The organism is Microbispora sp. GKU 823, from assembly GCF_002027145.1.
Taxonomy (GTDB): Bacteria; Actinomycetota; Actinomycetes; order Streptosporangiales; family Streptosporangiaceae; genus Microbispora; species Microbispora siamensis.
Genome location: NZ_MWJN01000018.1, coordinates 25,702 through 41,990 on the forward strand (window position 1 = coordinate 25,702; position 16,289 = coordinate 41,990).

17 protein-coding genes and 1 pseudogene are annotated in these 16,289 nt (G+C 71.3%); 6 read left to right on the top strand and 12 right to left on the bottom strand.

The window, feature by feature from the left end:
* Positions 1 to 36 precede the first annotated feature (36 nt).
* From B1L11_RS53885 to B1L11_RS12255, 6 genes and pseudogenes are all read right to left on the bottom strand, one after another.
* Positions 37 to 306 carry a hypothetical protein gene (locus B1L11_RS53885; protein WP_306291641.1) on the bottom strand — a complete coding sequence of 90 codons (270 nt, stop codon included), beginning with the start codon at positions 304 to 306 and terminating at the stop codon, positions 37 to 39.
* Between the two features lie 853 nt (positions 307 to 1,159).
* Positions 1,160 to 1,537, bottom strand: a pseudogene (locus B1L11_RS53890) (NYN domain-containing protein); the annotation flags it as partial.
* Positions 1,538 to 1,827: 290 nt separating this feature from the next.
* The gene (locus B1L11_RS12240; protein ID WP_143737211.1) at positions 1,828 to 2,850 is read right to left on the bottom strand and encodes a hypothetical protein; all 1,023 of its coding nucleotides are present in this window, start codon (positions 2,848 to 2,850) and stop codon (positions 1,828 to 1,830) included.
* A gap of 19 nt (positions 2,851 to 2,869) precedes the next feature.
* A complete protein-coding gene (locus B1L11_RS12245; protein ID WP_079314582.1) occupies positions 2,870 to 3,298 on the bottom strand; it encodes a hypothetical protein in 429 nt (142 codons plus the stop codon).
* Positions 3,246 to 4,334 carry a hypothetical protein gene (locus tag B1L11_RS46740; protein ID WP_179155104.1) on the bottom strand — a complete coding sequence of 363 codons (1,089 nt, stop codon included), beginning with the start codon at positions 4,332 to 4,334 and terminating at the stop codon, positions 3,246 to 3,248. Before B1L11_RS46740 ends, B1L11_RS12245 begins: the two co-directional genes overlap by 53 nt.
* A complete protein-coding gene (locus tag B1L11_RS12255; RefSeq protein ID WP_179155105.1) occupies positions 4,331 to 5,425 on the bottom strand; it encodes a sigma-70 family RNA polymerase sigma factor in 1,095 nt (364 codons plus the stop codon). Before B1L11_RS12255 ends, B1L11_RS46740 begins: the two co-directional genes overlap by 4 nt.
* Before the next feature lie 188 nt (positions 5,426 to 5,613).
* Between B1L11_RS12255 and pyrE the strand changes: the two genes are divergently transcribed.
* Positions 5,614 to 6,156 (top strand): orotate phosphoribosyltransferase, encoded by a 543-nt coding sequence (gene pyrE, locus B1L11_RS12260; protein ID WP_079314585.1) that lies wholly within the window; start codon positions 5,614 to 5,616, stop codon positions 6,154 to 6,156.
* On the opposite strand, the gene B1L11_RS12265 is transcribed toward pyrE, so the two are convergent.
* Both B1L11_RS12265 and B1L11_RS12270 read right to left on the bottom strand, forming a co-directional pair.
* The gene (locus B1L11_RS12265; protein WP_079314586.1) at positions 6,128 to 6,577 is read right to left on the bottom strand and encodes a hypothetical protein; all 450 of its coding nucleotides are present in this window, start codon (positions 6,575 to 6,577) and stop codon (positions 6,128 to 6,130) included. The genes pyrE and B1L11_RS12265 overlap by 29 nt on opposite strands.
* 133 nt (positions 6,578 to 6,710) lie before the next feature.
* Positions 6,711 to 7,391, bottom strand: coding sequence for a DedA family protein (locus B1L11_RS12270; RefSeq protein ID WP_239108439.1), 681 nt, complete (start codon positions 7,389 to 7,391; stop codon positions 6,711 to 6,713).
* A 177-nt stretch (positions 7,392 to 7,568) separates the two neighbouring features.
* Here B1L11_RS12270 and fbaA point away from each other — a divergent pair, with 177 nt between their 5' ends.
* From fbaA to B1L11_RS12290, 4 genes are all read left to right on the top strand, one after another.
* The gene (gene fbaA / locus B1L11_RS12275) at positions 7,569 to 8,591 is read left to right on the top strand and encodes a class II fructose-bisphosphate aldolase (protein WP_079314587.1); all 1,023 of its coding nucleotides are present in this window, start codon (positions 7,569 to 7,571) and stop codon (positions 8,589 to 8,591) included.
* Positions 8,592 to 8,696: 105 nt separating this feature from the next.
* Positions 8,697 to 9,119, top strand: coding sequence for a DUF3151 domain-containing protein (locus B1L11_RS12280; protein WP_079314588.1), 423 nt, complete (start codon positions 8,697 to 8,699; stop codon positions 9,117 to 9,119).
* Positions 9,120 to 9,328: 209 nt separating this feature from the next.
* Positions 9,329 to 10,612 (top strand): adenylosuccinate synthase, encoded by a 1,284-nt coding sequence (locus tag B1L11_RS12285; protein ID WP_079314589.1) that lies wholly within the window; start codon positions 9,329 to 9,331, stop codon positions 10,610 to 10,612.
* Positions 10,613 to 10,714: 102 nt separating this feature from the next.
* Positions 10,715 to 11,641 carry a glycerophosphodiester phosphodiesterase family protein gene (locus tag B1L11_RS12290; protein ID WP_079314590.1) on the top strand — a complete coding sequence of 309 codons (927 nt, stop codon included), beginning with the start codon at positions 10,715 to 10,717 and terminating at the stop codon, positions 11,639 to 11,641.
* Between the two features lie 163 nt (positions 11,642 to 11,804).
* On the opposite strand, the gene B1L11_RS12295 is transcribed toward B1L11_RS12290, so the two are convergent.
* The 3 genes from B1L11_RS12295 to sigJ all read right to left on the bottom strand — a co-directional run bounded on the left by B1L11_RS12295 (position 11,805) and on the right by sigJ (position 14,253).
* A complete protein-coding gene (locus B1L11_RS12295; protein WP_079314591.1) occupies positions 11,805 to 11,999 on the bottom strand; it encodes a ferredoxin in 195 nt (64 codons plus the stop codon).
* A gap of 20 nt (positions 12,000 to 12,019) precedes the next feature.
* The gene (locus tag B1L11_RS12300; RefSeq protein ID WP_079314592.1) at positions 12,020 to 13,216 is read right to left on the bottom strand and encodes a cytochrome P450; all 1,197 of its coding nucleotides are present in this window, start codon (positions 13,214 to 13,216) and stop codon (positions 12,020 to 12,022) included.
* A gap of 158 nt (positions 13,217 to 13,374) precedes the next feature.
* Complete coding sequence (sigJ, locus tag B1L11_RS12305; protein ID WP_079314644.1) at positions 13,375 to 14,253, bottom strand: RNA polymerase sigma factor SigJ; 879 nt, start codon at positions 14,251 to 14,253, stop codon at positions 13,375 to 13,377.
* Positions 14,254 to 14,454: 201 nt separating this feature from the next.
* On the opposite strand from sigJ, the gene wrbA reads away from it, so the two are divergent.
* A complete protein-coding gene (gene wrbA, locus B1L11_RS12310; protein WP_079314593.1) occupies positions 14,455 to 15,063 on the top strand; it encodes an NAD(P)H:quinone oxidoreductase in 609 nt (202 codons plus the stop codon).
* Between the two features lie 81 nt (positions 15,064 to 15,144).
* Here wrbA and corA read toward each other — a convergent pair whose 3' ends face one another.
* On the bottom strand, positions 15,145 to 16,263 hold the full coding sequence (gene corA / locus B1L11_RS12315; RefSeq protein WP_079314594.1) for a magnesium/cobalt transporter CorA: 1,119 nt from the start codon (positions 16,261 to 16,263) through the stop codon (positions 15,145 to 15,147).
* Positions 16,264 to 16,289 lie beyond the last annotated feature (26 nt).

Sequence of the window (16,289 nt, forward strand, 5' to 3'; positions counted from 1 at the left end):
TCAGGCGCGGCCGGTCGCGGGTGGTGGGAGGACGGGTCAGCGGCGGGCGCGCTCCAGGGCGTCCCAGAAGCCGCGGCGCAGGGCGTGCCTGACCTCGTCGTGCAGCAGGAAGTCGATCGGCAGCGAGGACCCCTGCAGCAGGCGGGCCTCCAGGTCGGACGGCATCCGGGGCTTGCGGGCGAGCACGGCCTCCAGCCACAGCGCGGGGGCGTCCCGGGCGACCGACTCGCCGAAGTCGTGGCCCTCCTTGTGCGCGGCCGTCACCGCCTCGGCGAGCGTCGTGGTGCCTCCTGTCTGGATCGGCACAGGCGCGGGCTGTGGACCGGTGTACGGCCCCAGCTGGGAGGGCGAGTAGCCGGCGGGGCCGGAGCCGTACTGGCTCTGCGCCGGGCTGCTCGGCGGCGTCTGGACTCCCGAGGAGGGCGGTGAGGGCGGCGACGGCGGCGGAGTGGCGCCGGCGGGGCCGGCAGCGGACGCTCGCGGGCGGCTGAGCCTGCCGCTGCGGCAGAGACGGCTGGCCGGGCGGCTGCTGGGACTCCGGGGAGTAGCCGTTGTAGACCGGTGGAGACGGCTGCGCGGGAAGGGCCGGACGTGCGTGGGCGGCGGACGACCGCCCGCCGCTGTGTGCCCCAGTACCGTGTGAGCCCGTGCCGTGTGAGCCGGTACCGAGCGAGCCAGGGCCGTGTGAGCTCGTGTCTTGGGCGCCGCTTGCGGGGGTGCCGCCTCCTGAGGTGCCCGTGCCGTGCGATCCGCCGCTGTGGATGCCCGCGCCGGGTGTCCCCGTGGCGTGCGGTTGGGTGACGTTCGACGCCGCACCGGATGCGCCCAGGTCGTGCGACGCGCTCTGCGACGGGCTGCCGTGTGGTCCCGTCACCGGGGTCGCCCCGCCGTGGAGGCCGGTGGCGTGGCTCCCCTGCGACTGGGTGCCGTTCTGCTGCGTTCCGTTCTGCTGGGAGCCGTTGAAGTGCGTCCCGTTGGACAGCGAGCCGTTTCCGTGGGGGACGAGGCCGTTGCCGTGGGACTGGCCGTTGCCGAGGCCCGGGCCCGGGTCCGCCCCGGTGAGCATCGTGACGTACGGCCGGAGATGGCCGCTCGCGATCTCGACGAGGTCGTCGCACTCCTGCCGCAGGGTGCGCGCCGACGACCAGGCGCCGTCGGTGGCGATCTGCATGACGGTCACGCGGATGCCGAGGTCCTGCGCGTCGCTCACCACCTGGGCGAGGTCCTCGTCGCCGCTGACCACGACCGCGTCGCAGACCGCGTTGTTGCGCGCCAGGGTCATGAGGTCGCGGTGGACCTGGGCGTCCACGCCCTCACGCCGGCCCGGCCGGATCCGGCCGAGACGGAGCTTGAGCCCGGGGATGTCCGCCAGCACGTCGTGCTCGGGCGTACGGCGGCCCTCGACGGTCGCCTCGTACCAGTAGCAGCGCAGGAGCGGCAGGCCCGTGCGCTCTCTTGACAGGTTCGTCAGGAGCTGCAGCAGGCCCGGATAGTCCCAGGAGACGGCCTCGCGATGGCGGGTCCCATGGACGGCCATCGCGCCGTCTGCCAGCAAGTAGCCGGCGTCAACGAACAGCGCGCAGCGATCCACGCGACACCGCCCTTCCTACGTGGCTCTCTCAGGGTAGTCAAGGGTGTCTTCCCGCGAGGGTGATTCCCGGCGATTCAGCCCTCGCCCGCCTGGTGGGGGATCGGGACGCCCACGACCCTGGGACCGGAAGCGTTCATGCCGACCGTACCAGTTTGTCCAGGTATCGCCTCCCACCAATTTGTTATGGGGAACGTACGGGGGACATCCGCTTTCCGGCGAGACAGCAAGGGAGGATGTCAAGACCACGTTCTGGCGCTCACCACCGCGACGCCGAAGAACACGGGGTCGCGCCGGGTGGCGAGCTGGAGTGCGGGGTGGGGTCCCAGGAGGGCGTGGAGCGTGTCGACCGCGACACCTCCGGCGTCTCCCTGGCCCAGGACATCCGCCCGGCTCCGGTCCTCCCGGCCCCCGCGATCATTCATCGTGATGACCCCCGCCCTGACCCCCTCGCCGTTCCACACCATCAGGTCGATCCGCGCGGGTGCGCCGCCCGGAGCGAGGCCGTCGAGGGGGAGCCGCAGGGCCTTGTCCTCGCTCCCGACGACCGCCGCGGCGTCCAGGACCACGGCCCGTGTGTACGGCTGCCGCGCGTCCTCGGCCATCACCACCAGGCCCCAGGCCGCGTGCCGGACCGTTCCCGTACGCGCCGGGGCACCCGCGACCCACCAACGACCTCCACCCGCCGTACGGACGAAAGAGGTCACGTCGGCGAACGCCTGATAACCGGACCCGGTGGGCAGATTTCGCCGGGCGACCTCGGCGGCGTGCAGCGTCGTGTATCCCGGCATCCCCGGAGCGCGCACCCGGATGTCCTCCGCGGGAACCGCTCCCTGGCCGCCGCCGGACCAGTAGAGGCCCGCCCACAACACCTTGCCGCCGGCGGGCAGGTCGAGATCGGCACAACTGGACGTACGCGTCGAGGGGTCCCTGTCGAGGTCGACCGGCACGCTCACGCCCGAGTCCCGCTCCCGGTCGCCCGCTGCCGCTCCGCAGGGAGCGGCCGGCGCGGCGGAACTCACGAGCGCGTTGCCGACGACCCGCGCGGCGAGGCGACCGTCGGCGGCGAAGCGGGCCGCCGCGCCCGAGGCGCGCACCCCCACGGACGATTTGGCGGTGGTCTCCAGCCGCCCCGACCGTACCCGTACCGTGAAGGGCCGTCCCGCGGGCGCGTCCGCGGCCACGGCCACCTTGAGGAAGATCGCCGTCACCTCACCGGCGGCGAGCGGTCCCCGGACGCACCGCACCGCGCTCGTTGACACCCCGCTGGTTGACCCCCGGCTACTCGGCGCCTGACTGCTCGGCGCCTGACTGCTGGATACCTGGCGACCCGACGCCGCACACGACCAGCCGTCGCCGCGCCGCTTCCCGGCCGTGCGCGGTCCGCGCGCCGCCCGCCGCATGGCCCCGGCCTCCGTGCCCGCCCTGATCCAGGTAGCGGACGCCGGGCGGGAGGGTCACCGTCGCGGTGACGTCGCCGGTGGCGGCGTCGCCCGCGTTGCGCAGCCGTACGGCGACGAGCCCGGACTGACCGCGCAGCAGGGCGCCCAGCGGATCGACGGCGGCGACGAGGGCCTCCTTCGCCTTCTTCCCGTTCCTTCCGGCCTTCGGGGCTCCACTGCTGTCGCTCTGGCCCGATCGGGCATGCTCACGGGCCTCACGGCCACGTTCCCCGGCCTGCGGGCGGCCCTGTACGTCCCCGGGCCGCACAACCGGGGTGCGACCGGTGGCCGGACGGTGGGGGCTGTGGCTCGCGCCGGTCACGAGCCCGCTCCGGCGCCTGCCGCATCCCGCCCTGCGCACGGGTCTGGCCGCTCTCCTGGGTACTGCCCTGCGCGCGGGCCTGGGCGCGGGTCTGACCGCTGCCCTGGGCACTGCCCTGAGCACGGGCCTCGGCGCCGTCCTGGGCACTGCCCTGGGCGCGGGTCTGGGGGCGATGGTCCTGGTAGGGATGCCGGGAGATCTGGCCGCGCACCGGTTGCCGTTCGGGAGCCGAGCCTCCGGAGGCGTTCGTGTGGCGGGAGCCCTGACCGCGTTCGGCGAGGACGGTAGTCGTATCCGGCTCGCTCACCGGGCGTCTGTCCGCCTGCCCGTTGCTGTCCTGCCCCCCGCTGTCCTGCCCCGCACCGGTGAGACGGCCGCTCTCGCGGCCGGCGCCCGGGCGCTCTCCGCCTCCACGGCCTTGGGCGCCGGAGATCGCCGGTCGTCCGTCGTGACGTGCGGCCGGATGATCCTCGCCCGCCCTGCCGGCGCCGGGCAGCGACCCCGTGGCCTCCTGCGCCGTGTCTTCCTGCGCGGTGTCTTCCTGTGCCCTGGGCTCCTCGCGTGGCGACTGCCGATCGCCACCAGGCGTGACCCTGCCGGTGATCCCGGGCATGCCGAGCGCGATGCCCGCGCTCGGCTCGTCGGTATCGCCCCCGGCCGCCGGATCGTCCGCGGTCTCCGGCGTGGGGGAACCCACGGCCGCCCGGGACGTGTGGCCGGTGGCGGCCCGCGAACGCGAGGCCGCGCTGTCCGCGGGCTGCGGGCGGTCCAGGGCCCGCGTCCCGCCCTGTCCCCCCGAGCCGCCGGTGAAGAGCATTCCCGTCGGCTGGGCGACGAGCAGGAAGGCGGCCGTCGCGAGGGCGGCGACGGCGATGCCTCCCAGCACCGCCCGATGCGGCGTCGGCACGCTCCGCACCAGTGCGGACAACCACGCCAGCGCCGCCCGCGCCCGGACGAACGCCGCCCGCGGCAGCGCACTCACCTTCGGGCCCACCTTCGCGTACACACGCCTGGTCGCCATCCGCGCGCGGCCGTACATCGCTCTCGGCGCCGCGCCGACCTTCGCGCACGCGCGCCGGGTCGTCGTCCGGGCCCGGCCGTACGCCCCGCGGAGCAGGGCGTCCGCCCGCCCGCGTGCACGCCCCGCCGGGCCGTCCCGTCCTGGCCGGCCCGAACGGCTCCCCTCATGCGGCGGTCCGCGCGGCTCGTCAATCCCCCCATGTGATGGCGAACGGCTTCCAGTCGCGCCCGCGCCCTGCCGCTCACCCCGCCGCTCACCCTGCCGTCCGGCCCGCGTCCGCTGGTGCCGCTCGTCATGCCGCCGCCGTACGACCGTGAGCCCGCGGCGGTCGTGGTGGCGAGGTCGGCGAGATAGTCGTCCACGGCCGGGCCGGCGATGAGCTGGCCGACGACGGCCCGCAGTTCCTGCGTGAGATCGACCATCTGGAGGAAGACCGACCGGCAGTCGATGCACTCGGCCACATGGGCGTCGACCGCGCCGGCCTCCTGCTTGGGCAGGCCGTTCTCGACGTAGCGGAGGATCATGGAGAGGATCGGCCGGCACTCGGCACGGGGACCGTTCTCCAGGTGCAGCCGCACGTACGCCTCCCGCAGGCCCTGACGGGCCCTCCGGGTGAGAAGGGCCGCGGCCCTGCCCGACAGGCCGAGCAGCGGGCCCGCGTCGGCGGGCCTGCCGCCCTCGACCTCCACGTGCCACAGCAGCATGCGCCAGCGTTCCGGCAGCGAGCGGTACGCCCGGGCGAGCGGCGAGCGCTCCAGCCCGGCGAGTTCGGGGTCCACGTAGAGCGAGTCGCCGTCGGCCAGATCGGCCACTCCGGCGGCGGCGTAGCGGCGCAGCGACGCGAGGAGATAGGGCCGGAACGCGGAGGCGGGGCCGCCGCCCCGCCGCACCACCTCGAGCACTCGGGCGAAGGTCTCGACGAGGAGGTCCTCGACCGCGTCCTCGCTCTGCACGACCTGCCGGGCCAGCGACCGCGCGGCGGGCGAGTGCCGCCGGTAGAGCGTCCCGAAGGCCGCCGTGTCGCCTCCCCGCACGGCCTCAAGCAGTTCCATGTCGGTATGCCGGACTTCTCTACGCATTGCGACCTCGCGATTACGATGAGTTGCACGGCGATACATTCCGCAGTCCATGTCCTGGCTAAACCGCTGGAGCCTCTTTACTCTCAGTAGTCTTCGCACGCCACGCGCGGCCCCCGGGCCCGTACGGCCCGCACCACGGGACCGGCCGTACGCTGAGCCTCATGAGTGACCGCGAGAGACTGCTGGACGAGATCAAGAACAAGGGCATCGTGCACGGCCGGGTCGTACTGTCCTCCGGCAAGGAGGCCGACTGGTACGTCGACCTGCGCCGCATCACCCTGGACGGCGTGGCGGCGCCGCTGGTGGGCCGCGTGATGCTGGACCTCACCGAGGACCTGGACTACGAGGCGGTCGGCGGTCTCACGCTGGGCGCCGACCCGGTGGCGACGTCGATGCTGCACGCCGCGGCGGCCCGTGGCCGCACGCTCGACGCGTTCGTGGTGCGCAAGGCGGGCAAGGCCCACGGCCTGCAGCGCAGGATCGAGGGTCCGGACGTCGCCGGACGCCGGGTGCTCGCGGTGGAGGACACCACGACGACGGGCGGGTCCGTGCTCACCGCCGTGGAGGCGTTGCGCGAGGCCGGTGCCCAGGTCGTCGGCATCGCGACGATCGTGCACCGGGGCGGCGACGAGGCGCTGGCCGCGACCGGCGTGCCGTACCGCTCCGCCTTTTCGCTCACTGATCTGGGGATCGCCTCACACTGAACGCCTGCCGCTCGCCGGCCGGCCCGGGGGACCTGGCGGTTCCGTTCTCGAAGACCTGGACCGTGCTCGCGTCGTCGAGGACGACGTCGAGTTCGGGCTGGAAGTAGGACGCCTCCTCGCCCCGGGCCAGGTCCCGGTCGATGAGCACGTCGCCGCCGGGCACCCGGACGAACACGGGACACCGGTCGGCCCGGCAGACCACGCGGACGGTGGGCACGCGGGGCGTGGCGGACGCGGCGGAAGGCTCGGCGGAGGGCCGCGCCGACGGGGCGGAGGACGCGCCCGCGGCGGCCTCCTCCGAGCCGAACGTGGACAGCAGCGCTCTCGCGCCGACCACGATGACGGCGAGCAGCAGCACGACCACCAGACCGACCAGCGCCAGCCTGGCGATGCCGAGGGGATCAGACCTGTGGCGTCCCACATTCGGGAGAGTAGCGGGTGTGAGGCATATCTCAGTACTGACCGGTCACTTCTTGTGCGGCAGCACTTTCCCGCAGGTCATCCGCCGACTCCCCGTAGGCACTCGCCCACGGCCGGAGCGTCCCACCGTCGGCTTACCGGGGGGCGTGGTGGCGTCCCTTGGGGACGGCGGAGGCGGCCCGGCGGTTCTTCATGACCTCGCGCACGATCGGGATCACCGACAGAAGGACCACGACGAAGACTCCGGGAAGGATGTACTTGTCGATGCCCTCGACCTTGCTGCCGAGGAAATAGCCGAGCAGGAGCAGGGCCTCGACCCAGACGACACCGCCGAGGACGTTCCAGACGAAGAAGCGGCGCGCGTCCATCTCCAGCACGCCGGCGACAGGGTTCATGAAGGTGCGGACGATCGGCATGAACCGCGCGGCGACCACGGCCTTCGCCGGGCCGAACTTCTCGAAGTAGAACTCCGCCTTCTCGACGTGCTCCCTCTTGAACAGCCGGGAGTCCGGCTTGTCGAACATCTTCCTGCCGACCTTCGCCCCCAGGAAGTGGCCCAGCTGCGCCCCCGCGATCGCCGCCAGCGGCGCTCCGATCAACAGGGTGGGCAGTGACAGAGGCGCGATCCCGAATCCCTGTGCGGCGGCGGCGGTGCTGAAAATTCCAGCGGTCACCAACAGCGAGTCACCGGGCAGGAAGAACCCGACGAGCAGCCCCGTCTCGGCGAATACGATGGCGATGACGCCGATCGTCGCGAAGGCGCCGAGCATGCTCAGCCACCACTTCGGGTCAAGAAGGTCCAAGAGCACGTCCACGGGGCGAGCCTACCTGTCCCGGATGAGATGAGACTGAGAAGCGGCAGGGCTGTGGAAAACCGTGAATCGCGGAATCACCGCGTCTTTCCCGGCGGCCCCACATACCCGGCTTTCCCGATCGGCCCGGCCTTCGGGATACTTGCCACGCCGCATACCGTCAGAAGGAGATGACTTCGCATGCCTATCGCGACTCCAGAGGTCTACGCCGAGATGCTCGACCGCGCCAAAGCGGGCGGCTTCGCGTACCCGGCGATCAACGTGACCTCGTCGCAGACCCTGCACGCCGCGCTGCGCGGCTTCGCGGAGGCGGAAAGTGACGGGATCATCCAGGTGTCGACCGGTGGCGCGGAGTTCCTCTCCGGCACCACCGTGAAGGACATGGTCACCGGGTCGGTGGCGTTCGCCGAGTTCGCCCGTGTGGTCGCCGAGAAGTACCCGGTGACGGTGGCGCTGCACACCGACCACTGCCCGAAGGACAAGCTCGGCTCGTTCGTCCGCCCGCTGCTGGAGATCTCCGCCGAGCGCGTCGCGCGCGGCCAGGACCCGCTGTTCCAGTCGCACATGTGGGACGGCTCCGCCGTGCCGCTCGACGAGAACCTCCAGATCGCCAGCGAGCTGCTCGACAAGACCGCCGCCGCCAAGGTCGTCCTCGAGATCGAGATCGGCGTGGTCGGCGGTGAGGAGGACGGCATCGTCGGCGAGATCAACGAGAAGCTCTACACGACGCCGGAGGACGCGCTGGCCGTCGCCGAGACCCTCGGCCTGGGCGAGCGCGGCCGCTACATCGTCGCCGCCACCTTCGGCAACGTCCACGGCGTCTACAAGCCGGGCCACGTCAAGCTGCGCCCGAGCGTGCTCAAGGAGATCCAGGACGCCGTCGGCGCCAAGTACGGCAAGGAGAAGCCGTTCTCGCTGGTCTTCCACGGCGGCTCCGGCTCCGCCCTTGAGGAGATCCACGAGTCGATCTCGTACGGCGTGGTGAAGATGAACATCGACACCGACACGCAGTACGCCTTCACCCGCCCGATCGTGGACCACGTGTTCCGCAACTACGACGGCGTGCTGAAGGTCGACGGCGAGGTCGGCAACAAGAAGGCCTACGACCCGCGTGCGTACGGCAAGGCGGCCGAGGCCGGCATGGCCGCGCGCGTGGCCGAGGCCTGCCAGCAGCTCAAGTCCGCGGGCACCAAGATCAAGTAAGGGAACGGCCCGGCGGGAAATCGGAAGATCCATTCTTGTATCGATCTTCTGTTCCCGCCGGGACGCCCATACCCCTGCGGCTCCTGGACAGGTAAGACTGTGGCCATGGAATCGCACGAGAACCTCCTTGCCGGCCCGCCGCCCACCTTGCTGCCGGACAACCCCGAGGCGCGGCAGATGCTCGAGTCGGGCGCCAAGGCGGCAGACGTGGCCGCCCGCTTCCCCGCCTACTCGGCGGCCTGGGCCGCTCTCGCCGACGACTACTTCGCCGCGGGTCACGCCGTCACCTCGTACGCGTTCGCGCGCACCGGTTACCACCGGGGTCTCGACCAGCTGCGCCGCGCGGGCTGGAAGGGGCACGGGCCGATCCCGTGGGAGCACGAGCCGAACCAGGGGTTCCTGCGCTGCCTGAACGCCCTCGCCCGGGCGGCCCAGGCGATCGGCGAGAAGGACGAGGCCGAGCGCTGCGCCCAGTTCCTGCGCGACAGCAGCCAGGCCGCCGCGGAGGCGCTCACCGCGAACTCCTGAACGACCTCCTGAACGACCTCCAGGACGAACTGCCTGAACGGAGCCGTTACACACGGAGCCGTTACACGGGGTCGTACGCGGACGGCCGGGCCCGTCTCGGGACTTAAGACTCCGTTCACCGTCGGCATGCCCCTCAGGTAGTCTCTGTGTGCAAGAGGCCCCTGCCGCGCTTGCGTCAGGGGCTTTCGTCTTGGTGCAGGAGTTGAACCATGCCGGCTGTCGTTCTCGTTGGCGCCCAGTGGGGCGATGAGGGCAAGGGGAAGGCCACCGACCTGCTGGGCGGTGACGTCGACTACGTCGTGCGTTACCAGGGCGGCAACAACGCGGGCCACACCGTCGTCATCGGCGACCAGAAGTACGCGTTGCACCTGCTGCCGACCGGTGTGCTCTCACCCGACGTGGTGCCGGTGATCGGCAACGGCGTGGTCATCGACCCGGGCGTGCTGCTCAGCGAGATCGACGGGCTGGCCGAGCGCGGCATCTCCTGCGACCGGCTGCTGATCTCGGCCAACGCGCACCTGATCATGCCCCAGCACAAGGCCATCGACAAGGTCAGCGAGCGTTTCCTCGGCAAGGCCAAGATCGGCACGACCGGCCGCGGCATCGGCCCGGCGTACGGCGACAAGATCTACCGCATGGGCATCCGGGTCCAGGACCTGCTCGACCCCGGCATCCTCGGCAAGAAGATCGAGGCCGCGGTGGGCGAGAAGAACCAGATCCTCACCAAGATCTACAATCGCCGAGGGCTCGACCCGGCGAAGGTGCTGGAGGAGTACCTCGGCTACGCCGAGCGGCTGCGCCCCCACATCGCCGACACCTCACTGGTGCTCTCGCAGGCGCTCGACCAGGACAAGGTCGTGCTGCTCGAGGGCGGGCAGGGCACGCTGCTCGACATCGACCACGGCACCTACCCCTTCGTGACCTCCAGCTCCCCCACCTCGGGCGGCGCCTGCGCCGGTTCCGGCATCCCGCCGACCCGCCTGACCAGGATCATCGGCATCCTGAAGGCGTACACCACGCGCGTGGGGTCGGGGCCGTTCCCGACCGAGCTGCTGGACGAGCAGGGCGACTGGCTGCGCCAGACCGGCGGCGAGTACGGCGTGACCACCGGCCGCAACCGCCGCTGCGGCTGGTTCGACGCGGTCATCGCGCGGTACGCCACGCGGATCAACGGCGTGACCGACTTCTTCCTGACCAAGCTCGACGTGCTGTCCGGCCTGGAGCGGATCCCGGTCTGCGTGGCGTACGACGTGGACGGCGTCCGCCACGACGAGATCCCGATGACGCAGACCGACTTCCACCACGCCACGCCGATCTACGAGGAGCTGCCGGGCTGGCAGGAGGACATCACCAGCGCCAAGACGTTCGAGGACCTGCCGCCGAACGCGCAGGCGTACGTCAGGGCGCTGGAGGAGATGAGCGGCGCCCCGATCTCCGCCATCGGCGTCGGCCCGGGCCGCACGCAGACCATTCAGATTCGCTCCCTCATCTGAGGACCATCCAGATCCGTCCCCTCATCTGATGATTCGTGGCGTACGCGCCCGGAACCGGAGGGTTCCGGGCCGCGGACGGGCGAGGCGGTAAGGTACGCCGCTGTGCATGGATACGTTGAGCTGCACGGACACCGTGGAGCGCGGGGCCTGAGGCCCGAGAACACCCTGCCCGGCCTGGCCTTCGCGCTGGAGCTGGGGGTCGACGCACTCGAGTTCGACGTCGCCATGTCCGCGGACGGGCAGCTCGTGCTCACTCACGACCTGCACGTGTCCGCGGTGACCAGCGCCGACACGGGCATGGCCGTTCCCGGGGACGAGATGTTCCCCTACGTCGGCAAGCCGATCATCGCGCTCACGCTGCCGCAACTGCGCACCCTCGACGTCGGCGTACGGCTGCCCGAGCGGCCGGACGACCGCTTCGCGCTCACGCAGGTGCCGCTGCCGGACACCCGGATGCCGACGCTCGGCGCGGTGCTCGGCCTGATCGGCGCCCTCGGCGCCGACCACGTGCGCCTCCACGTCGAGCTGAAGTCCGATCCCACCCGTCCCGACCTGTGCGCCGACCCCCGCCGCTTCGTGGAGGAGGTCGTCAACGAGCTCGACCGGCACGACCGGTTGTCGAGGGCGGCCCTGCTCAGCTTCGACTGGCGGATCCTGGAGATCGCCAGGCCTCTGATCGAACGGCGGTACGCCCTGGTCGAGCGCGACACGATGACCCCCGCCTGGATGAACGGCATCCGGCTCGGCGAGGCCGGCGGCGACCTCGCGGCGGCGGCAGCGGCGGTGGGGGCGACGACGCTGTCCCCCGACCGCGTGCTCGTCGACGAGGCGCTGATGACCGGGGCGGCCCGGCAGGGCCTGCCGGTCGTGGTGTGGACGGTCAACGAGCCCGACGAGGCAGCCCGGCTGATCGACATGGGCGTGGCCGGCATCGTCACCGACTACCCCGACCGCATGCGCCGTCTCTGGAAGGCCCGCGGCCTGCCGCTGCCCGACCCGGTGACCCCGCTCCGGCCGGTCGGAGCCTGACGCACATGGGAGGAGCCCCGCCTGCGGCAAGAGGCGGGGCTCCAGGGTCACCCACAAGAATGGCTTTCACAGCCGATTACCAGCCAAGCCCATCGGACCGTGCCCGTCAAGTAGCTGAGCGTCACCCGGCCCAGCGTGTCGCCGTCACACGGCCCGTACGGGCTCACTCCTCCACGGACAGCGCGCCGGACGGACAGAGCTGCACGGCCCTGTTCACGGCGGGCGCGAGGTCGGACGAGGGCTCGGCGTCGAGCACCACGACCGTCCCGTCGTCCTCGCTCTGATCGAACACCTGGGGCAGCGTGAGCACGCACATCCCCGCGCCGATACACCGTCCGGTGTCCGCCTTGATCTTCATCGTTCCCCCAGCGACTTTCCTCACCACAGCACCGGCAGGCGGTGCACACCGTAGATCGCCATATTGGACCGCAACGGTACCTCCCGCGCGGGCACGGCCAGGCGCAGGTTGGGGAAGCGGCGCAGCAGCGCGGGATAGGCGATGCGCATCTCGATCCGGGCGAGCTGCTGGCCCAGGCACTGGTGGATGCCGTGCCCGAAGCTCAGGTGCCCGTGCGCCGGCCGGGTCACGTCGAGGGCGTCGCCGCCCTCGAACCGCTCGGGATCCCGGTTCGCCGCCCCGACGGACATCGTCACCGACTCGCCGGCCCTGATCAGGGCGCCGCCGACCTCCACGTCCTCCAGGGCCGTACGGGTCGGCCCGATGTGCACGATGCTGAGGTAGCGCAGCAGTTCCTCCACCGCGTTCTCGACGGCGGCCGGGTCGTCCCGCACGACGGCGAGCTGGTCCGGGTTCGTCAGCAGCGCGAACGTGCCGAGGCCGAGCATGTTGGCGGTCGTCTCGTGCCCCGCGATGAGCAGCAGCAGCCCGATGCCGCCGATCTCCTCGGTCGTCAGCTCCCCGCCCGCGACCAGGCCGCTCAGTATGTCGTCGGCGGGTTCCTCCGCCTTCATCGTGACGAGACCGTGCAGGTAGGAGTACAGGTCCTGCACCGCCGCCCGGACGTCCTCGATGGAGGAGTCCAGGTTCAGCAGCACCGCCGAGTCGCGCTGGAACTTCTCCCGGTCCTCGTACGGCACGCCCAGCAGTTCGCAGATCACCAGGGAGGGGATGGGCAGCGCGAAGGACTCGACGAGGTCGGCGGGGGCGCCCTCGCGCTCCATGGCGTCGAGGCGGCTCTCGGTGATCTCCTGGATCCTCGGTTCGAGCGTCTTCATCCGCCGTACGGTGAACTGCCCGGTCAGGAGGCGGCGGTAGCGGGTGTGCGCGGGGGGATCCATGCGGATGAAGAACCCCGGTGTCAGCGGCTCACGGCGGAACTCCCCGCGCTGGGGGATCGGCGAGTGCAGCAGTTCGGGGCGGCTGCTGAAGCGGTTGTCGGCCAGGATGGCGCGCGACTCCGCGTACCCCGTCACCAGCCAGCCCTCGTGCCCGTCCGCGTACGTCATCCGCTGGATCGGCGCCTCGGCGCGGCGGCGTGCCAGTTCGTCCGGCGGATCGAAGGCACGTTCCCGAGTGAGAGGATAAGTCGCCAGCCGGGGTGTCGCCTCTGTCATGACACGCTCCTGCGAGAGTGGAAACGGTCGATGTGTCGAGCGGCCCGCTCCCCCCACCTAACAACATCATCTGACATATCGCAATGACTGATTGCTCATGATTGCGGTCACGAAGCGTACGCATCCGGATCCCGCCGGCCGAACGGATGCCACGGTTGTCAGCCCGTCGTCCAAGGCCGGAGCTTGTCGGGGTTGAGTACCGCCCAGATGTGCGTGATCCGGTCGCCTGCGACGTCGAACGCCATCACCGACACGGTGACGCCGTCCTGCCGGCCCACCAGACCGGGCTGGCCGTTGACCGTGCACTCCAGAATCGTCACGCCGGGCACCGCCCTGGCCCGGTCCGCGAAGAAGCGCGCGATCTGCTCGGCGCCTTCGACCGGACGGAGCGCGGCGCCGACGAGTCCGCCGCCGTCGCCGGTCGCCGTGGCGTCGGGGGCGAGGAGGCCGATGAGGGCGTCGATGTCCTTGGCTTCCCACGCCTGTTTGAATTCCCTCACGATGCCGGCACGCCGGGCCGCCGGGGTCGCGGGGACCTGTGAGTCGCGGATGCGGCGGCGGGCCGATGAGGCCAGCTGGCGGCATGCCGCCGGGGTGCGGCCGACGATCTCGGCCACCTCGGCGAAGGAGTAGCGGAAGACGTCGTGCAGGATGAACGCGACGCGCTCGGCCGGGGTCATCGAGTCGAGCACGACGAGGAAGGCCATGTTGACGGACTCGTCGAGGGTGACCCGGTCGGCCGGATCGACCGTGGCACCGCCCGGCCGCCCGTCGATCCACTCCGCGGGCTCGGGCAGCGGCTCCGGGATCCATTCGCCCACGTAGCGCTCCCGCCGGGCCCGCGCAGAGCCGAGCATGTCCAGGCAGATGCGACTGGCGACCGTGGTCAGCCAGCCGCCGGGGGACTCGACGGCATCCTGCCGCTGCCGCGGCATGGCGTACCAGCGGGCGTAGGTCTCCTGCACGACGTCCTCGGCATCGGCCAGGGAGCCGAGGAGCCGGTACGCGAGGTTGATCAACCGGCGCCGCTCGCTCATGATCACGCTCAGGCTGGGGTCGGCCGGCCGCGTCCCGGCCCGGATGGGTTGGTCATGGTGTCGCCGACTCCCTTGGTCGCATCCGTCCTCACTCGGTTCGACGAGACATCCCGCCGAAGTGTGAGGTCGCGGCGTCGCCTCACATTCCGACGGGGTGTGTCGTCCTACCGCTGAGACCGACCCTGAGGAAGGAAACCGATCATGGAACCCGTCAACGTCGCGATCGTCTACTACAGTGCCACCGGCACCGTGCACGCCTTGGCGCAGGCCGCCGTCGAGGGCGCGGAGAAGGCCGGCGCACACGTGAGACTGCGCAAGGTCGCGGAGACGGCCCCGCCGGAAGTCGTCGGCTCCAGGCCGGAGTGGGCCGCGCACCTCCGGGACACCGCCGACGTCGCCGTGGCCGGCCTCGACGACCTGGAGTGGGCCGACGCGGTGCTGTTCGGCACCCCCAGCCGCTTCGGCAACCCGGCCGGTCAGCTCAGGGCGTTCATCGACACCACCGGCCCCCTGTGGTATCAGGGCAAGCTCGCGGACAAGGTGTACTCGGCTTTCACCGCCTCCAACACCGCCCACGGCGGACAGGAATCCACCCTCCTGGCGCTGGGGAACACGTTCTACCACTGGGGCGGCATCATCGTGCCCCCCGGCTACACCGACCCCATCCAGTTCCAGTCAGGCAATCCGTACGGCACCTCGCACGTGGCCGGTGACGGTGCACCCGGCGAGGTGTCCCTGCAGGCGGCCCGTCATCAGGCCCGCCGCGTCGTCGACACCGCGGCCTTGCTGAAGGCCGGTCGCGCCGCCTGATCGGGCACACGCGCGTCCTGGCGAGCAGGAGACGCCCGCCGACGCACGTGGGGCGGCGTCCCGGGGGGAAGGGCGGTCAGGTCAGAGCCAGCCGTTGCGGCGGAAGGCGCGGTGCAGGAGCGTGCAGGCGACGACCATGACGCCGATCACGACGGGGTAGCCGTAAACGGACTTGAGCTCGGGCATGTGGTCGAAGTTCATGCCGTAGATGCCGGCGATCATCGTGGGGACCGAGATGATCGCCACCCAGGAGGAGATCTTGCGCATGTCCTCGTTCGCGAGGGCGTTGGAGCGGGCCAGCGCGGCCTGGAGGATCGAGTCGGACAGCTCGTTGGACGCCTGGACCTGCTCGCACACGCGGGACAGGTGGTCGCCGACGTCGCGGAAGTACTCACGCATCTCGGAGGGGATGCTGCGCCGCTGGGGAAGGGCGTTGAAGGGGGTCTGGAGCGGTCCGACGGCCCGCTTGAGCTCCAGCATCTCGCGCTTGAGCTGGTAGATCCTGTTGATGTCGCGGGAGCTGACCTCGGCGAAGACGGCCGCCTCGACCTCTTCGAGCTCGGCCTGCATGAGGTCGGCGACCTGCAGGTACTTGTCCACGACGTGGTCGGCGATGGCGTGGAGGACACCCGTGGGGCCGCGGCCGATCAGCTTCGGCTTCGACTCCAGCTTCTCGCGGACGTCGCCGAGCGGACAGTGCCGCCCGTGCCGTACGGTCACGACGAAGTCGGGCCCGACGAACACCATGATCTCGCCGGTGCCGATGATCTCGCTACTCGCCGCCGACACCTCGTGGTCGAGGAACGCGACGGTCTTGAGCACCACGAACAGCGAGTCGCCGTAGCGCTCGACCTTGGGCCGCTGGTGGGCCTTGATGGCGTCCTCGACGGCGAGGGGGTGCAGGCCGAACACGTCGGCGAGCCACTCGACCTCGGGCGCGGCGGGCTCGTGCAGCCCGACCCAGACGTACGCGTCGGGCACCTCGTTGGCCTCGTTGTGCTCCCGGACCAGGCGCACGGCCTCGGGAATGCCGGCGGCGTCGACCTTCTTGCCGCCGATGTACGCGCCGAACTCGACGAGGGAGTTGCTCGGCGGCACGCAGCGGACGACCGGATCGGCGTTCACCGGCGCGGCGCCGAGGTGCGTGGACATGACGCGGGTGTGCCTGTTGATGCGGGGAAAGAGCAGAGAGGAGCGCATGGCGGTCCCTTCCCGCCCGAGCCGGC

Bases quoted from the DNA above. Each gene is read 5' to 3' on its own strand.
- B1L11_RS12295 (WP_079314591.1), bottom strand. From the start codon at position 11,999: ATGAAGATCAAGGCGGACACCGGACGGTGTATCGGCGCGGGGATGTGC.
- corA (WP_079314594.1), bottom strand. From the start codon at position 16,263: ATGCGCTCCTCTCTGCTCTTTCCCCGCATCAACAGGCACACCCGCGTC.
- wrbA (WP_079314593.1), top strand. From the start codon at position 14,455: ATGGAACCCGTCAACGTCGCGATCGTCTACTACAGTGCCACCGGCACC.
- fbaA (WP_079314587.1), top strand. From the start codon at position 7,569: ATGCCTATCGCGACTCCAGAGGTCTACGCCGAGATGCTCGACCGCGCC.
- B1L11_RS12280 (WP_079314588.1), top strand. From the start codon at position 8,697: ATGGAATCGCACGAGAACCTCCTTGCCGGCCCGCCGCCCACCTTGCTG.
- B1L11_RS12300 (WP_079314592.1), bottom strand. From the start codon at position 13,216: ATGACAGAGGCGACACCCCGGCTGGCGACTTATCCTCTCACTCGGGAA.
- B1L11_RS12285 (WP_079314589.1), top strand. From the start codon at position 9,329: ATGCCGGCTGTCGTTCTCGTTGGCGCCCAGTGGGGCGATGAGGGCAAG.
- pyrE (WP_079314585.1), top strand. From the start codon at position 5,614: ATGAGTGACCGCGAGAGACTGCTGGACGAGATCAAGAACAAGGGCATC.
- B1L11_RS12255 (WP_179155105.1), bottom strand. From the start codon at position 5,425: ATGGAACTGCTTGAGGCCGTGCGGGGAGGCGACACGGCGGCCTTCGGG.
- sigJ (WP_079314644.1), bottom strand. From the start codon at position 14,253: ATGAGCGAGCGGCGCCGGTTGATCAACCTCGCGTACCGGCTCCTCGGC.